The organism is Streptomyces sp. NPDC055189 (assembly GCF_053606765.1).
Map to the genome: position 1 here is coordinate 127,584 of NZ_JBSGSG010000018.1, position 12,372 is coordinate 139,955.

The following is a 12,372-nucleotide window of genomic DNA, read 5'->3' on the forward strand; positions in this document are numbered from 1 at the left end:
AACGAACATGCTTACTGTTCGGAAGATTGCATATCGGACATGAATCATGTTCTATAGCGGCATGGCGAGCAGCACAGAGCGACTGAGGCAGATCACTGATGCCGTGCGCGAGGCCGGCCGGATGGGCGTCGCGGAGCTGGCGGACCTGACCGGCGCTTCGGAGATGACCATTCGCCGCGACCTGGAGGTCCTGGCGGACCAAGGCATCCTCGAGCGCTATCGCGGCGGAGCCAGGAGCCTGCTGCTGCGCGGCGAGGAACCGCCCTTCGCGCTGCGGGCGCAGGAGGGCCTGGAAGCCAAGCGGCGTATCGCCGCCGAGGTCGCCGGGCTGATCGCGGACGGCGAGTCCGTCGTCGTCGACAGCGGCACCACCTGCCTGGAAGTGGCCCGCGCGCTGGAGCGGCGCCGCCTGACCGTGATGCCGCTGTCCCTCCACGCGGTGAACGCGCTCAGTGGTGCCCCGCAGCTGACGCTCCTGGTGCCGGGCGGCCGGCCCCGGCCCGGCGAGCTGGCCCTGACCGGGCCGCTGACCGAGGCGTCGCTGGCCGCCCTGCGCTTCGACACCGCGGTCATCGGCTGTTGCGGACTGAACGCCGCGCACGGCCTGACCGCCTACGACCTGGACGACGCCGCGATCAAACGCGCCGCGATCGCCTCGGCGCGCCGCGTCATCGCCGTCGCTGACGCCCCCAAGCTCTCCCGCACGGCGCTGGCGTTCGTCGCCCCCGCCGCCGCCCTGCACGCCGTCGTCACCGACGAGGGCGCCGCGCAGGAGGAGACCGACGCCCTGGCCGCCGCCGGCGTCACCGTACGAAAGGTGTGAACCGTGCCCGCATCGACCGACGTCGTGCTCTTCGACCTGTTCGGCGTCATCGCACGCCACCAGTCCACCGAGGGCAAGGACCGCCTCGTGCGCACGGCGGAGGTCCCCGCCCCGGAGTTCTGGGACGCCTACTGGGCGCGACGCCAGCCCTACGACCGGGGTGAGTTGTCCGGCCCCTCCTACTGGCGCCGGGTGGCGGACACCCTGGGCACGCACTTCGGCGAGCCCCGGATCGCGGAGCTCGTCGCGGCCGATGTCGCCGGCTGGAGCGCGGTGGACGAGGCCATGGTCGCCCTGATCGAAGAGCTCGCGGCGTCCGGCCGCCGCATCGCGCTCCTGTCCAACATCCCCGAGGAACTGGCCGCTCACTACGAGGAACACCACCCCTGGCTCAAGCACTTCCCCGTATGCGCCTTCTCCTGCCGCATCGGCCACGCCAAGCCGGACCCGGGCGCCTACGAGTGGTGCCTGCGCGCCCTGAACGCCGAACCGAGCCGCGTCCTCTTCGTCGACGACCGCGAGGAGAACATCCGCGCCGCCGAGGCGACGGGCATACGGGGCCACCTCTTCACCGGCCCCGAGCGGCTGAGGGAAGTGCTCTGAAACCTGCGGCAACCGGGGGAGAGGTCAATCCCGAAGGCGTCAACTCCCCATGAGTGGAGGAGGGCCGTGATCCGGCCCGGGCACCGGGCTCTCGACTCGTCGAGGACAAGGCCCTCGTAGGCCACGGCAACGGTGTCGTATCCCGTGCGCGTGGTGTGCAGGTGGGTCGCTTCGGTCATGGTTCATGACCGTAGTCCCGCGCTTCTTTTTCGACCGCGATCACCTGACGGCCGGGCCCTCTTGGGCAGGTGGCCGGAACGCCGTGGGTGACCCGGATAAACCCCGGGCAGAGCAAGATCACTGTTTCGAGTGCTGCTATCGGTCGTATCGGGCGAGGCCGGCACAACGACCGTTAAATGGTCCCCGGATCTGAACGAATTTTCTGAGATCACCCCTCACTTCCACTTTCGCGGTTTGGCGCACCCATGCCCTTTACCTCCCTTGCGAAGGAGAGCTCGCCCGATGACCGTTGAGACCAGCCCGGAAGCACAGCTGGAGCCACCCCGGCAGACCAGTCTGAGCACTGAGGCTGCCCGCAACCTCGCCACCACGACCAAGTCCGCCCCGCAGATGCAGGAGATCACCTCCCGCTGGCTGCTGCGGATGCTCCCCTGGGTGGAGACCAAGGGCGGCGCCTACAGGGTCAACCGCCGGCTGAGCTACACCGTCGGAGACGGTCGTATCGAGTTCGTCCAAGACGGTGGCGACGTCCGGGTGATCCCACGGGAACTCGGCGAACTGGCCCTGCTGCGCGGCTTCGACGACGTGGAGGTGCTGAAGGCGATCGCGGACCGGTGCGTCCAGCGCGACTTCCGCGCCGGCGAGGTCCTTGTCGAGCGCGGCGCCCCCGCAGGGCAGATCCATCTGATCGCCCACGGCCGGATCAACCGGAAGTCCGTCGGCAAGTACGGCGACGAGGTCGGCGTGGGAGTCCTCGCCGACGGCGACCGGTTCGGGGAGGAGGCCCTTCTGGACACCGACGCCAGATGGGACTCCACCGCGACCGCCGAGACCGCAGGCACCCTGCTCACCCTCTCCCGCGACGACTTCGCCGCCGTGCAGGCCTCATCGCCGAGCCTCCAGACCCACCTCCAGGAGTTCAGGTCGCTGCCCGAGCAGCGCCAGAACAAGCACGGCGAGGCCGAGATCGCGATGTCGGCCGGGCACACCGGCGAATTCGCGCTCCCCGGTGCCTTCGTCGACTACGAACTCAAGCCGCGCGAGTACGAACTGTCCGTCGCGCAGACCGTCCTGCGGGTCCGCACCAGGGTCGCCGACCTCTACAACGGGCCGATGAACCAGACCGAGGAGCAGCTCAGGCTCACCATCGAGGCGCTGCGCGAGCGCCAGGAGCACGAGCTCATCAACAACCGTGAGTTCGGCCTGCTCCACAACGCCGACTTCAAGCAGCGGATCCAGCCGCACTCCGGCCCGCCCACCCCGGACGACCTCGACGAACTGCTCTGCCGCCGCCGCGGCACGAAGCTGCTCCTTGCCCACCCCAAGACGATCGCGGCGATCGGGCGCGAGTTCAACGCCCGCGGGCTCTACCCGGACCACGTCGACCTCGGCGGGCAGCAGGTACCGGCCTGGCGCGGGGTCCCGATCCTGCCCTGCAACAAGATCCCCATCACCAAGGAGCAGACCAGCTCCATCCTCGCCATGCGTATCGGCGAGGACAACCAGGGCGTCATCGGACTGCATCAGACCGGCCTGCCGGAGGAGTACGAACCGGGCCTGTCGGTGCGCTTCATGGGCATCAACGAGCAGGCGATCATCTCCTACCTGGTCAGCACCTACTACTCCGCCGCGATCCTGGTGCCCAGCGCGCTCGGCGTGCTCGAGAACGTGCAGATCGCCCGCAGGCGCGACTAGCGGATCCGGGGATCCGCGGATCCCTTGGACGGTCACGACAGCCCGGACCTTCCCGGGCCGGGCGCACATGCCCGATCCGGGAAAGGTCACCCACCCCATCAAGGAGCCACGGATGCCCGACTCCGGGTCTTCCCCTCTGCGTCCGAGCCCGCCCGCCGCAGCGGCTCGCTTCGGGGCCCCTGTCCCCGCGTACACCCACGGCGTGCTGCCCGGCCCGCCCTCGTTCCCCCGGCCCGCGGGGGAGGAAGCCGCCGAGGCGGGGTCGGCCGGACCCGTCCTCGAGCGGATCCTGTGCGGCCCCAGCGGGCTCGGCACGGCGGGCCTGAGCCTGGCCCGGCGTGCGGAACCGGCGGCGCCCGAGGCCCCCGAGGCGACCGACGCCCCCGAAGCACCGGCGGACGCCCTGCACATCCCGGGCCTCTACTACCACCCGGTGGCGGAGCCCGACCCGGTGCGGGTGGAGGAGGTCAGTCGCAGGATCAAGGACTGGGCGGTGGAGGAGGTCGAGCTGTATCCCGAGGAGTGGGAGGGCCAGTTCGACGGCTTCTCCGTCGGGCGCTACATGGTCGCCTGTCACCCCGACGCCCCGACCGTCGAGCATCTGATGATCGCCACCCGGCTCATGGTCGCCGAGAACGCGGTCGACGACTGCTACTGCGAGGACCACGGAGGCTCACCCATCGGCCTCGGGGGGCGCCTGCTCCTTGCGCACACCGCCCTCGACCCCCTGCACACCACACAGGAGTACCAGCCGCAGTGGGCCGAGTCGCTCCACGCGGACGCCCCGCGGCGCGCCTACCGCTCGGCGATGGAGTACTTCGTCCGGCAGGCCAGCGCCTCCCAGTCCGACCGCTACCGGCACGACATGGCCCGGCTGCACCTGGGATACCTCGCGGAGGGCGCCTGGGCCCAGACGGACCACACGCCCGAGGTGTGGGAATACCTGGCGATGCGGCAGTTCAACAACTTCCGGCCGTGCCCCACCATCACCGACACCGTCGGCGGCTACGAACTGCCCGCGGACCTGCATGCCCTGCCGGCCATGCAGCGGGTCCTCGCGCTCGCCGGGAACGCCAGCACCATCGTCAACGACCTGTACTCCTACACCAAGGAACTCGCCGCTCCCGGACGCCACTTGAACCTGCCCGTGGTGATCGCCGAGCGTGAGGACGCCTCCGAACGCGAGGCCTATCTGAAGGCCGTCGAGGTCCACAACGACCTCATGCGCGACTTCGAAGCCGAATCCGCCGCGCTGGCCGCGGCCGGCCCCGCCCCGAGCGTGCTGCGCTTCCTGAAGGGCGTGGCCGCATGGGTCGACGGCAACCACTACTGGCACCAGACCAACACCTACCGCTACAGCCTGCCCGATTTCTGGTAAGGACGGAATCACCTGTGACCAGCACCGAGTTCACCACCGCCGACAGCGCCGCCGCCTTCGTTCCCGCCCCCGCGACGCCCTACCAGGGCGACATCGCGCGTTACTGGAACAACGAGGCCCGGCCCGTGAACCTGCGCCTCGGCGACGTGGACGGGCTCTACCACCACCACTACGGCATCGGCGACGTCGACCACGCCGCCCTGGGCGACGCCGACGACAGCGAGCACGAGAAGAAGCTGATCAACGAGCTCCACCGCCTGGAGTCGGCGCAGGCCGAAGTCCTCATGGACCACCTCGGCCCCCGCGGGCACGACGACACGCTCGTGGACGCCGGCTGCGGCCGCGGCGGTTCGATGGTCATGGCGCACCAGCGCTTCGGCAGCAGGGTCGAGGGCGTCACGCTCTCGGCCAAGCAGGCCGACTTCGCCAACCAGCGTGCGGAGGAACTGCGCATCCAGGACCGCGTCCGCGCCCGGGTGTGCAACATGCTCGACATGCCCTTCGAGACCGGGCAGGCCGCCGGCTCGTGGAACAACGAGTCGAGCATGTACGTCGATCTGCACGACCTCTTCGCCGAGCACTCCCGGATCCTCGAGGTCGGGGGCCGCTATGTGACCATCACCGGCTGCTGGAACCCGCGCTACGGCCAGCCCTCGAAGTGGGTCTCCCAGATCAACGCGCACTTCGAGTGCAACATCCACTCCCGCCGGGAGTACCTGCGCGCCATGGCCGACAACCGCCTCGTGCCGCAGGCCGTCGTCGACCTGACGCCCGCGACCCTGCCCTACTGGGAGCTTCGGGCCACGTCTTCGCTGGTCACCGGCATCGAAGAGGCGTTCATCGAGTCGTACAAGGACGGCTCCTTCCAGTACGTACTGATCGCGGCCGACCGCGTCTGATACGACGCGTCGAGTGAGAGCGCCGGGCCCGTCACGCGGGGTCCGGCGCTCTCGCGCCGACATGCGGGGTGACGCGAACCGCCTTGGCTCGCCTACAGTGCGGGGCGCCCAGACCCGCCCCGTCCGAGACGACGTACGCCGTCGAACAGGAGCAGCCACGTGGCCAGCCACGCCCGCCCCGGTTCCCTCCCGCCGCCTGCCGGGCGCCCGGTCCCCGAACTCGACCCCGCCATCGTCGAACAATGGCAGGCCGGGGGAGGGGAACTCGTGGACCTCTTCGGCCGGGCGCGCGAACGGCTCGGCGGTGTCGCCGCGTTACGGCTCGGGCCGCGCCCGACCGTCCTGATCACCTCCCCGGAGGCCGTGCAGCACGTGCTCGCGCTCCACCCCGACCGGTACGTCAAGCGTTCGCACCGTGCCCGACTGCTGATCGGCGACGGGGTCCTGGCCGCGACGGGCGAGGCATGGCAGCGCCAACGACGGCTGCTGCAGGGCCAGTTCACAGGACGCGGCATGCGGCGCTACGAGCAGCGGATCACCGAGGCCGCCCGCGTCAGTGCGGCGCGCTGGGCCGGATACGCCCGCACCGGGGAGGTCTTCGACGTCGGTGAGGAGATGCGCCGCTTCGCCCTCGACACCATCTGGCGCTCCCTGACCGGACACCCCCTGGACCCCGCGACCGAACGTGAACTGGCCGCTGTGCCCGCCGTGGTGGCCGCGCTGCCCAGCCTGCCCGCCGACTCCGTCGCAGCCCAAGGAGCGGTCGCCGCAGAGCTGGCCAGGATCGACGCGGTGGCGCGCCACGCCATCGGGGCCGCGCGGGACGCCGAGGCCGGGCCGGACGGCCCGGGTCTGCTGCACGTCCTGATCGAGGCGGGCGAAACGCGCCCCGAGTACACCGACCGGCTGCTCCGCGACGAGTTGGTCACCCTCCTTGTAGCCGGGCACGAGACCACCGCAGCGACCCTGACCTGGCTCTACCTCCTGCTGGACCGCAACCCGCAGGCACGGGAACAGACTCTCGCCGCGGGCGCGGAAGGGTCACCCGAGCGGCGCCAGGCGGTCCAGGCGCTGGTCCACGAAACCCTGCGCTTCTACCCGTCCGCCTGGATCCTGCCGCGCAGCGCGGCGCAGGACGACATCCTCGCCGGGTACGAGATCGAGGCGGGCGCCGACGTACTGGTCTGCCCCTACCTCACACACCGGGACCCCGAACTGTGGGAAGCCCCGGAGCGCTTCGATCCGGCACGCTTCACCACCTCCGGCCGACGCCCCGCCCACCCCGGCAGCTACTTCCCGTTCGGCATCGGACCGCGGGCCTGCCTGGGCCTGCAATTCGCCCTCCGGGAGGCGACCGTCCTCCTGGAACACCTGCTGCCCGCCCACACCCCGCGCTTCCGTTCCACCCCGACGAAGGCCACGTACAGCATCACCGTCCGCCCCGACGGCCCGACACCCGCGGTTCTCGGCTGACAGGCGCTGATGGGCGGGGTCATTTGCTTTCCAGCCGCCCCAGCGGATGGGCGTCGGCGAGGACGGTCCTGGCCGTCTCCCAGCCGGTGTGGTCGATGCCGGTGACGTGGCGCAGATAGGCGAGGGTGACCTGCTGGACGAGAGCGACACGGCCGGGGTCCTCGTCGGTGGTCTCCGCTACCGCGTAGCCCGAGATCCCGCCGAGGAAGTGCTCGCCGCCATGGACGGTCAGCAGGCTCTTGTCGCCGCGGCTGAGGGTGTAGGGGTCGCTCGTCCAGGCCGGGCCGCGGGTGGAGAGCGGCAGGTCGTCCTTGTCGCCGGCGACGACAAGTCCGGGGGCGGTGATGCGGGAGAAGTCCTGATCGCGCAGCCACGGGAGGTTCTCGCGGGCGAAGGGGGTCAGTGCGTCGCCGCCCCGCCCCGCGGTGGCCAGTTGGATGCTGGCCATGACCCGGGCGTCGGACAGATCCTCGGCGATGCCGGTCCGCGGGTCCGTGACGCGCAGACCCACGAGGATACCGGCGGTCTGGCCGCCGAAGGAGTGGCCCGCCGCGACGATGCGGCTGTGATCGACCCGCCCGGCCAGGCCGGGTACGGACGCCTCCAGGATGTCGAGGTCATCCAGGATGCGCTTCATGTCCTGCACGCGGTAGCGCCACATGTGGGGTGTGCGGGGGTCGTCCGCGGCGATGTCGTATCGCTTGGAGTCGAGGTGGGTCGTCTGGATCACCACGAAGCCGTGTGCGGCCCAGTGGTCGACCAGCGGTGCGTAGCCGTCCAGGTTCGAGCCGAATCCGTGCGCGAACAGCACGATCGGCAGATCCGCGCCGGTGACCGGGGCGGAGACGCGTACCTGCAGGTCGTCGCCGCGCTGCGGCGCGGGCAGTACGAGCGGCTTGACCGATGCGATCGGGGTCATGGGCGGGCTTCTTTCTGATGCGGTGTGCGTGCGGTGTGCGTGCGGTGGGCCAGACCGACGGTAAAACTTGACGTTGACGTCAAAGGCAAGTCGCTGTGACGCAGGTCTCGCTGAGGCCGTATGGAGGTCGGAATGCGCATTGGTGAGCTCGCCCGCCGGACAGGCGTCACCACGCGGGCCCTGCGGTACTACGAGGAGCAGAATCTGCTTGCCGCCGAGCGCAGCGCCAGCGGTCAGCGCCACTACCCGGAAGGCGCGGTCGATCGGGTCCGCCTGATCCGGGAGCTGTATGCCGCCGGTCTGTCCAGCAAGACGATCGCGGAGCTCATGCCCGGCGTCGTCGACGGCAGAGCCACCCCCGCGCTTCTCGACCGCCTGGCCGTGGAGCGTGATCACATCGACGAGCAGATCGCGGGCCTCACCGACGCCAGGCACCGACTTGACTCGGTCATCACCGGGGCCTCCGCCAACATGAACACCGGCGCTTCCTGCCGCCCGAACGCCGACGGCCAGGTCAGGCGCTGAACTCAGCCCGCCAGCGCGCGACAGGACAGCGCGCGCTCGGTGACGCCGCCGCGCCCGTCCGGCTCCACCCTGTACAGCCGCGCCCGCGGGGCGCGTGTCACTGCCTCGACCAGGATCCCGTCGGTGAAGAGGGCGCCGACGCCGTCCTCCACCGCCCACCCCGCGGGGGCCGCCCGGTAGGAATCGCGGCGGCCGGGCTCACTGTCGTAGTGCGGGCAGACGGAGCCGGGCAGCAGCCCCAGGCCGTCGGGCAGAGAGCCCAGCGGTCCGAAGGAGTCGGTGTGCGAGGCGCGGGCCCAGCAGTTGGCGCCCGCGCTGATCCCGCACAGCAACGTCCCGCGGCCGTACGCCTCGCGCAGCAGTCGGTCCACGCCGTGGGCACGCCACACCGCGAGCAGGTTCGCGGTGTTCCCGCCGCCCACGTAGATGACGTCCTGGTCCAGCAGGAAGGTGCGCAGAGCGGCGTCGTCCAACTCCCGCCGGAACAGCGGCAGAACGGCGGCTTCACATTCGGGCCGCGCGGCGAACGCGGCGAGGAACTGCTCGACGTACGCGGGTGCGTCCCCGCTCGCGGTCGGCACGAAGCACACCTTGGTCCGGGCGCGGGGCGCCCGTGCCCGGGCGTGCGTCAGCATCCAGTCGTCCAACCGCCCGTCGTCGTCAGTGGAGAAGCCTCCGCCGAGGAGGGCCAGGGTGCTCTTCGGTGCATTCATCGCATCCATCGGATTCAGCGTCCTCGTCGGAATCAATTCCGTGCCCTCTCTCCACTTCGTCATGGTGATGGCGCAGCCGGATGCTGACCGTACCTGCGGTGAACAGCACGCTGCCTGCTGCCCGTCAGGGGCGCGCGTGAATGCCGGCGCCTCCGGAGACGGTGAGGTTGTCGCCGGTGAGATAGGCGGAGGCGTCCGAGGCGAGGAAGGCCACGGCTTCGGCGATGTCGGTGGGAGCGCCGACGCGGCCGAGCGGGACGTCCCGGGCCCAGGAGTCGATCATTTCCGGGGTGACGCCCATCTTGCTGTAGGCAGGTGTGTTGATCAGTCCCGGGCTGACGGCGTTGACGCGGATGCGTGCGGGGGCGAGTTCGAGCGCGAGGGAACGCATGAGGGGCAGCAGAGCGCCCTTGGCGGCTGTCATGGCGGCCCCGAGCCCTTCGCCGGCGCCCACGGTGAACACGACCGAGGCACCCTCGTTGAGGAGGGGCAGCGCCTTTTGCAGGGTGAAGAAGTTGCCCTTGACGTTGATGTCGAACAGGGCGTCGAAGGTCTCCTCGTCGGTCGACTCGATCGGGCCGGGGCGGGATATGCCCGCGTTGAGGAAGAGCAGGTCGAGAGAGCCGAGTTGGCGTCGCGCCCGGTCCATCGCGTGGTCGATGTCCGGCAGGGAACGTGCGTCGGCCCGCACGACGATGACGTCTTCGGGAAGTCCGGTGCCGACGAGATGGTCGAGGCCGGTGACCATGACCCGGTAGCCGCGGGAGTGGAGCAGTTCGGCGGTCGCTTTGCCGATGCCGCTGGTTCCGCCGGTGATCAAAGCTGCAGGTGCGGACATGATGCGCTCCTTTGTGTGCTCCTGGAAGAGGGGGCTCCTGGCAGCGTACGGCGATTTGGCAGTGACTGCCAAGTGTTGTGTGACTGTCGACCTGGCAGTGCTGCGCTAACCTGGGGGCATGAAGCGGGAAGCAGACGAAGCGGCGGGTGCGCCGGCCACGTTGTGGGACCGGACGCGGCAGTTGGCCTCGCGGGAGATTCTCGAGACGGCTCTGCGCCTGTTCACCGAGCAGGGCTACGACGAGACACCCATCGCCCAGATCGCCCGGGAGGCGGGCGTCTCCCAGCGCACCCTCTTCCGCTACTTCGGCACCAAGGAAGACCTCCTCGGCGACAACCAGCAACGGTTCGGGCAGGTCCTGGCCGACACGGTCGGCGAACAGCCCGCCGAAGCCGGTGTCTGGGAGGCTCTGCGCGCCGGGTTCGCCGCCGTACTGGCCCTGCACGACAGCCGCGAAAAAGCCCTGGAGCGGTTCCGTCTCCTGCACAACACCGCCTCGTTGCGCGCCGGTTATCTCGAAAAGCGGCTGCGGTTCCAGGAGGATCTGCTGCCGCTCGTCCAGGCACGCATGGGTACTGGCGCCGGAAACCCGGATCCGGGGGCGCGTGCGGTGATCGGGACGGCGTTCGCGTGCCTGGATGCCGCGTCGATGACGTGGGTCGACAACGGCGGCACGGGCGACATCATCGACCTGTACGACGAGTGCCTGGCCGCCGTGCGCGCCTAGCGCGCAGCGACCGGTCGGCGGTGAAGCAGGACGTCACTGCACCCCGTGCGGCCGGAACTGGATGCTGATGCGGCCCCCGGCCGCACGGGCCGACTTGGGGATGGCGTGTTCCCAGGTGCGCTGGCAGGAGCCGCCCATCACGATCAGATCGCCGTGGCCCAGCGGGCGGCGGATGGTCTCGCCGCCGTGGCGCGGGCGGAGCAGCAGGTCGCGGGGTGCTCCCACGGAGAGGATGGCGACCATGGTGTCCTCCCGGGCGCCCCGGCCGATGCGGTCGCCGTGCCAGGCCACGCTGTCGCGCCCGTCGCGGTAGTGGCACAGGCCGGCCGTGGTGAACGCCTCGCCGAGCTCGGCGGCGTAGTGCGCGGAGAGGGCTTGCCGGGCCTCGTCGAGTACGGCGTGGGGGAGCGGTTCGCCGGAGCGGTAGAAGGCCAGCAGGCGCGGCACGTCCACGACCCGCTCGTACATCTGCCGGCGCTCGGCCTTCCACGGGACGTCGCCGGCCAGCCGTTCGAACAGGATGTCGGCGCCGGTCAGCCAGCCCGGCAGGAGGTCGATCCACGCGCCGTCGCCGAGGACGGTCCTGCTGATCCCGTCCAGGGGGCCCAGGCGCACGTCATCGCTCTGGTCGAAGAGTGAGCCCTGGAGCTGGTGCGTTGCCATGCAGGCAGTGTATCGAATGATTCGAACGTGTGAGCTAATCCGAATCCTCGTCGCTGCGTGCGCCGGGCGCGGTCAGCGTGATCGGTGGCCGGAGAGCAGGCGGTAGATGAACAGGACGATCACGGAGCCGATGATGGCGGCGATCCACGTCGACAGGTGGAAGAACCCGTTGATGGAGTGGACGCCGAAGATCACCTTGCCCAGCCAGCCGCCGAGCAGCCCGCCCACGATGCCGATCAGCATCGTCACCAGGCAGCCTCCCGGGTCCTTTCCGGGAGTGAGGGCCTTGGCGATGGCCCCCGCGATAAGACCGATCAGGATCCAGGCGATGATGCCCACGAGCATGTTCCTTTCCCTTGCGCGCGTATCGGCGCGTGGTCTGGCATCCGACACAAGCACAGATGTCCGCGGGCGGCCGTCTGACGCGGGACCAAGGTCAGTGGCCGCAGGACCAAGGTCATGTTTCTGTCGGCCGACCGGGTGAAGGCCGCCGCGCAGGCGCTGCCCCTCCGGGTGGGTGCCCGTTCTGTCCGGATGGGTGCCTCGTTCTGCCGTGTCGGGCGGTCCGGGCTATAAATGTGAAGAGAGCGTTGCATGCTCTCCATGCCTTCTGGACCGTGAGTGCCCCAGTGCGGGGCAGGCGGAAAGAGAAGCCGCGAGGAGGACGCAGCCGATGCTAGTTGTCGCTCTTTTGCTTTTGCCGGCCATGGGATTCCTGATGATCGCCATGGATCGCATCGAGGACCTGCTGAACGGTGACGCGAAGCCCAGAACCGGTCGGCACGCACATCACCTTCGCCTGATCCACGGCGGCGGGCGCGCGGGACACCATCGGGCGTCCGTCTCCGGGCATCACAAAGACGCGGCCTGAGGCCGCAAAGAACCCGAAGAACCCGAAGAGTGCGAGAAACGGCGTCGCGCCCGCTTCTGTGGATG

General features: G+C 69.9%; 14 protein-coding genes. 8 read left to right on the forward strand and 6 right to left on the reverse strand.

Annotated features, from left to right (window positions below; all coding sequences use genetic code 11):
- The first annotated feature begins 61 nt into the window (after window positions 1-61).
- The 6 genes from ACWFR3_RS16650 to ACWFR3_RS16675 all read left to right on the forward strand — a co-directional run bounded on the left by ACWFR3_RS16650 (window position 62) and on the right by ACWFR3_RS16675 (window position 7,051).
- Entirely contained in the window at window positions 62-823 is a 762-nt protein-coding gene (locus tag ACWFR3_RS16650; protein WP_453735282.1) for a DeoR/GlpR family DNA-binding transcription regulator, read from the forward strand.
- 3 nt (window positions 824-826) lie between these two features.
- Window positions 827-1,426, forward strand: a complete 600-nt coding sequence (locus ACWFR3_RS16655; RefSeq protein ID WP_453735283.1) for an HAD family hydrolase — start codon at window positions 827-829, stop codon at window positions 1,424-1,426.
- A 462-nt stretch (window positions 1,427-1,888) separates the two neighbouring features.
- Window positions 1,889-3,301 (forward strand): family 2B encapsulin nanocompartment shell protein, encoded by a 1,413-nt coding sequence (locus ACWFR3_RS16660; RefSeq protein ID WP_453735284.1) that lies wholly within the window; start codon window positions 1,889-1,891, stop codon window positions 3,299-3,301.
- 67 nt (window positions 3,302-3,368) lie between these two features.
- On the forward strand, window positions 3,369-4,679 hold the full coding sequence (locus ACWFR3_RS16665) for a family 2 encapsulin nanocompartment cargo protein terpene cyclase (protein WP_453735285.1): 1,311 nt from the start codon (window positions 3,369-3,371) through the stop codon (window positions 4,677-4,679).
- Between the two features lie 14 nt (window positions 4,680-4,693).
- A complete protein-coding gene (locus ACWFR3_RS16670; protein ID WP_453735286.1) occupies window positions 4,694-5,578 on the forward strand; it encodes a geranyl diphosphate 2-C-methyltransferase in 885 nt (294 codons plus the stop codon).
- A 159-nt stretch (window positions 5,579-5,737) separates the two neighbouring features.
- Window positions 5,738-7,051 carry a cytochrome P450 gene (locus ACWFR3_RS16675; RefSeq protein ID WP_453735287.1) on the forward strand — a complete coding sequence of 438 codons (1,314 nt, stop codon included), beginning with the start codon at window positions 5,738-5,740 and terminating at the stop codon, window positions 7,049-7,051.
- Window positions 7,052-7,070: 19 nt separating this feature from the next.
- On the opposite strand, the gene ACWFR3_RS16680 is transcribed toward ACWFR3_RS16675, so the two are convergent.
- Window positions 7,071-7,970: an alpha/beta hydrolase family protein gene (locus ACWFR3_RS16680; protein WP_453735288.1), complete on the reverse strand. Its 900-nt coding sequence runs from the start codon at window positions 7,968-7,970 to the stop codon at window positions 7,071-7,073.
- Between the two features lie 132 nt (window positions 7,971-8,102).
- Between ACWFR3_RS16680 and ACWFR3_RS16685 the strand changes: the two genes are divergently transcribed.
- Window positions 8,103-8,495, forward strand: a complete 393-nt coding sequence (locus ACWFR3_RS16685; RefSeq protein ID WP_453735289.1) for a MerR family transcriptional regulator — start codon at window positions 8,103-8,105, stop codon at window positions 8,493-8,495.
- A 2-nt stretch (window positions 8,496-8,497) separates the two neighbouring features.
- On the opposite strand, the gene ACWFR3_RS16690 is transcribed toward ACWFR3_RS16685, so the two are convergent.
- Window positions 8,498-9,208, reverse strand: coding sequence for a Type 1 glutamine amidotransferase-like domain-containing protein (locus ACWFR3_RS16690; RefSeq protein ID WP_453735290.1), 711 nt, complete (start codon window positions 9,206-9,208; stop codon window positions 8,498-8,500).
- Window positions 9,209-9,332: 124 nt separating this feature from the next.
- Window positions 9,333-10,046 (reverse strand): SDR family NAD(P)-dependent oxidoreductase, encoded by a 714-nt coding sequence (locus tag ACWFR3_RS16695; RefSeq protein WP_453735291.1) that lies wholly within the window; start codon window positions 10,044-10,046, stop codon window positions 9,333-9,335.
- Between the two features lie 118 nt (window positions 10,047-10,164).
- Here ACWFR3_RS16695 and ACWFR3_RS16700 point away from each other — a divergent pair, with 118 nt between their 5' ends.
- Entirely contained in the window at window positions 10,165-10,773 is a 609-nt protein-coding gene (locus tag ACWFR3_RS16700) for a TetR/AcrR family transcriptional regulator (RefSeq protein WP_453735292.1), read from the forward strand.
- A gap of 33 nt (window positions 10,774-10,806) precedes the next feature.
- Here the strand turns inward: ACWFR3_RS16700 and ACWFR3_RS16705 are convergent, their stop codons facing one another.
- The 3 genes from ACWFR3_RS16705 to ACWFR3_RS16715 all read right to left on the reverse strand — a co-directional run.
- Window positions 10,807-11,436 (reverse strand): alpha-ketoglutarate-dependent dioxygenase AlkB, encoded by a 630-nt coding sequence (locus tag ACWFR3_RS16705; RefSeq protein ID WP_453735293.1) that lies wholly within the window; start codon window positions 11,434-11,436, stop codon window positions 10,807-10,809.
- Between the two features lie 72 nt (window positions 11,437-11,508).
- The gene (locus ACWFR3_RS16710; protein WP_453735300.1) at window positions 11,509-11,775 is read right to left on the reverse strand and encodes a GlsB/YeaQ/YmgE family stress response membrane protein; all 267 of its coding nucleotides are present in this window, start codon (window positions 11,773-11,775) and stop codon (window positions 11,509-11,511) included.
- A 337-nt stretch (window positions 11,776-12,112) separates the two neighbouring features.
- A partial coding sequence (locus tag ACWFR3_RS16715) for a hypothetical protein (protein ID WP_453735294.1) occupies window positions 12,113-12,372 on the reverse strand: 260 nt, incomplete at its 5' end.

Bases quoted from the DNA above. Each gene is read 5' to 3' on its own strand.
- ACWFR3_RS16700 (WP_453735292.1), top strand. From the start codon at position 10,165: ATGAAGCGGGAAGCAGACGAAGCGGCGGGTGCGCCGGCCACGTTGTGG.
- ACWFR3_RS16690 (WP_453735290.1), bottom strand. From the start codon at position 9,208: ATGAATGCACCGAAGAGCACCCTGGCCCTCCTCGGCGGAGGCTTCTCC.
- ACWFR3_RS16685 (WP_453735289.1), top strand. From the start codon at position 8,103: ATGCGCATTGGTGAGCTCGCCCGCCGGACAGGCGTCACCACGCGGGCC.
- ACWFR3_RS16665 (WP_453735285.1), top strand. From the start codon at position 3,369: ATGCCCGATCCGGGAAAGGTCACCCACCCCATCAAGGAGCCACGGATG.
- ACWFR3_RS16705 (WP_453735293.1), bottom strand. From the start codon at position 11,436: ATGGCAACGCACCAGCTCCAGGGCTCACTCTTCGACCAGAGCGATGAC.
- ACWFR3_RS16695 (WP_453735291.1), bottom strand. From the start codon at position 10,046: ATGTCCGCACCTGCAGCTTTGATCACCGGCGGAACCAGCGGCATCGGC.
- ACWFR3_RS16650 (WP_453735282.1), top strand. From the start codon at position 62: ATGGCGAGCAGCACAGAGCGACTGAGGCAGATCACTGATGCCGTGCGC.
- ACWFR3_RS16680 (WP_453735288.1), bottom strand. From the start codon at position 7,970: ATGACCCCGATCGCATCGGTCAAGCCGCTCGTACTGCCCGCGCCGCAG.
- ACWFR3_RS16660 (WP_453735284.1), top strand. From the start codon at position 1,889: ATGACCGTTGAGACCAGCCCGGAAGCACAGCTGGAGCCACCCCGGCAG.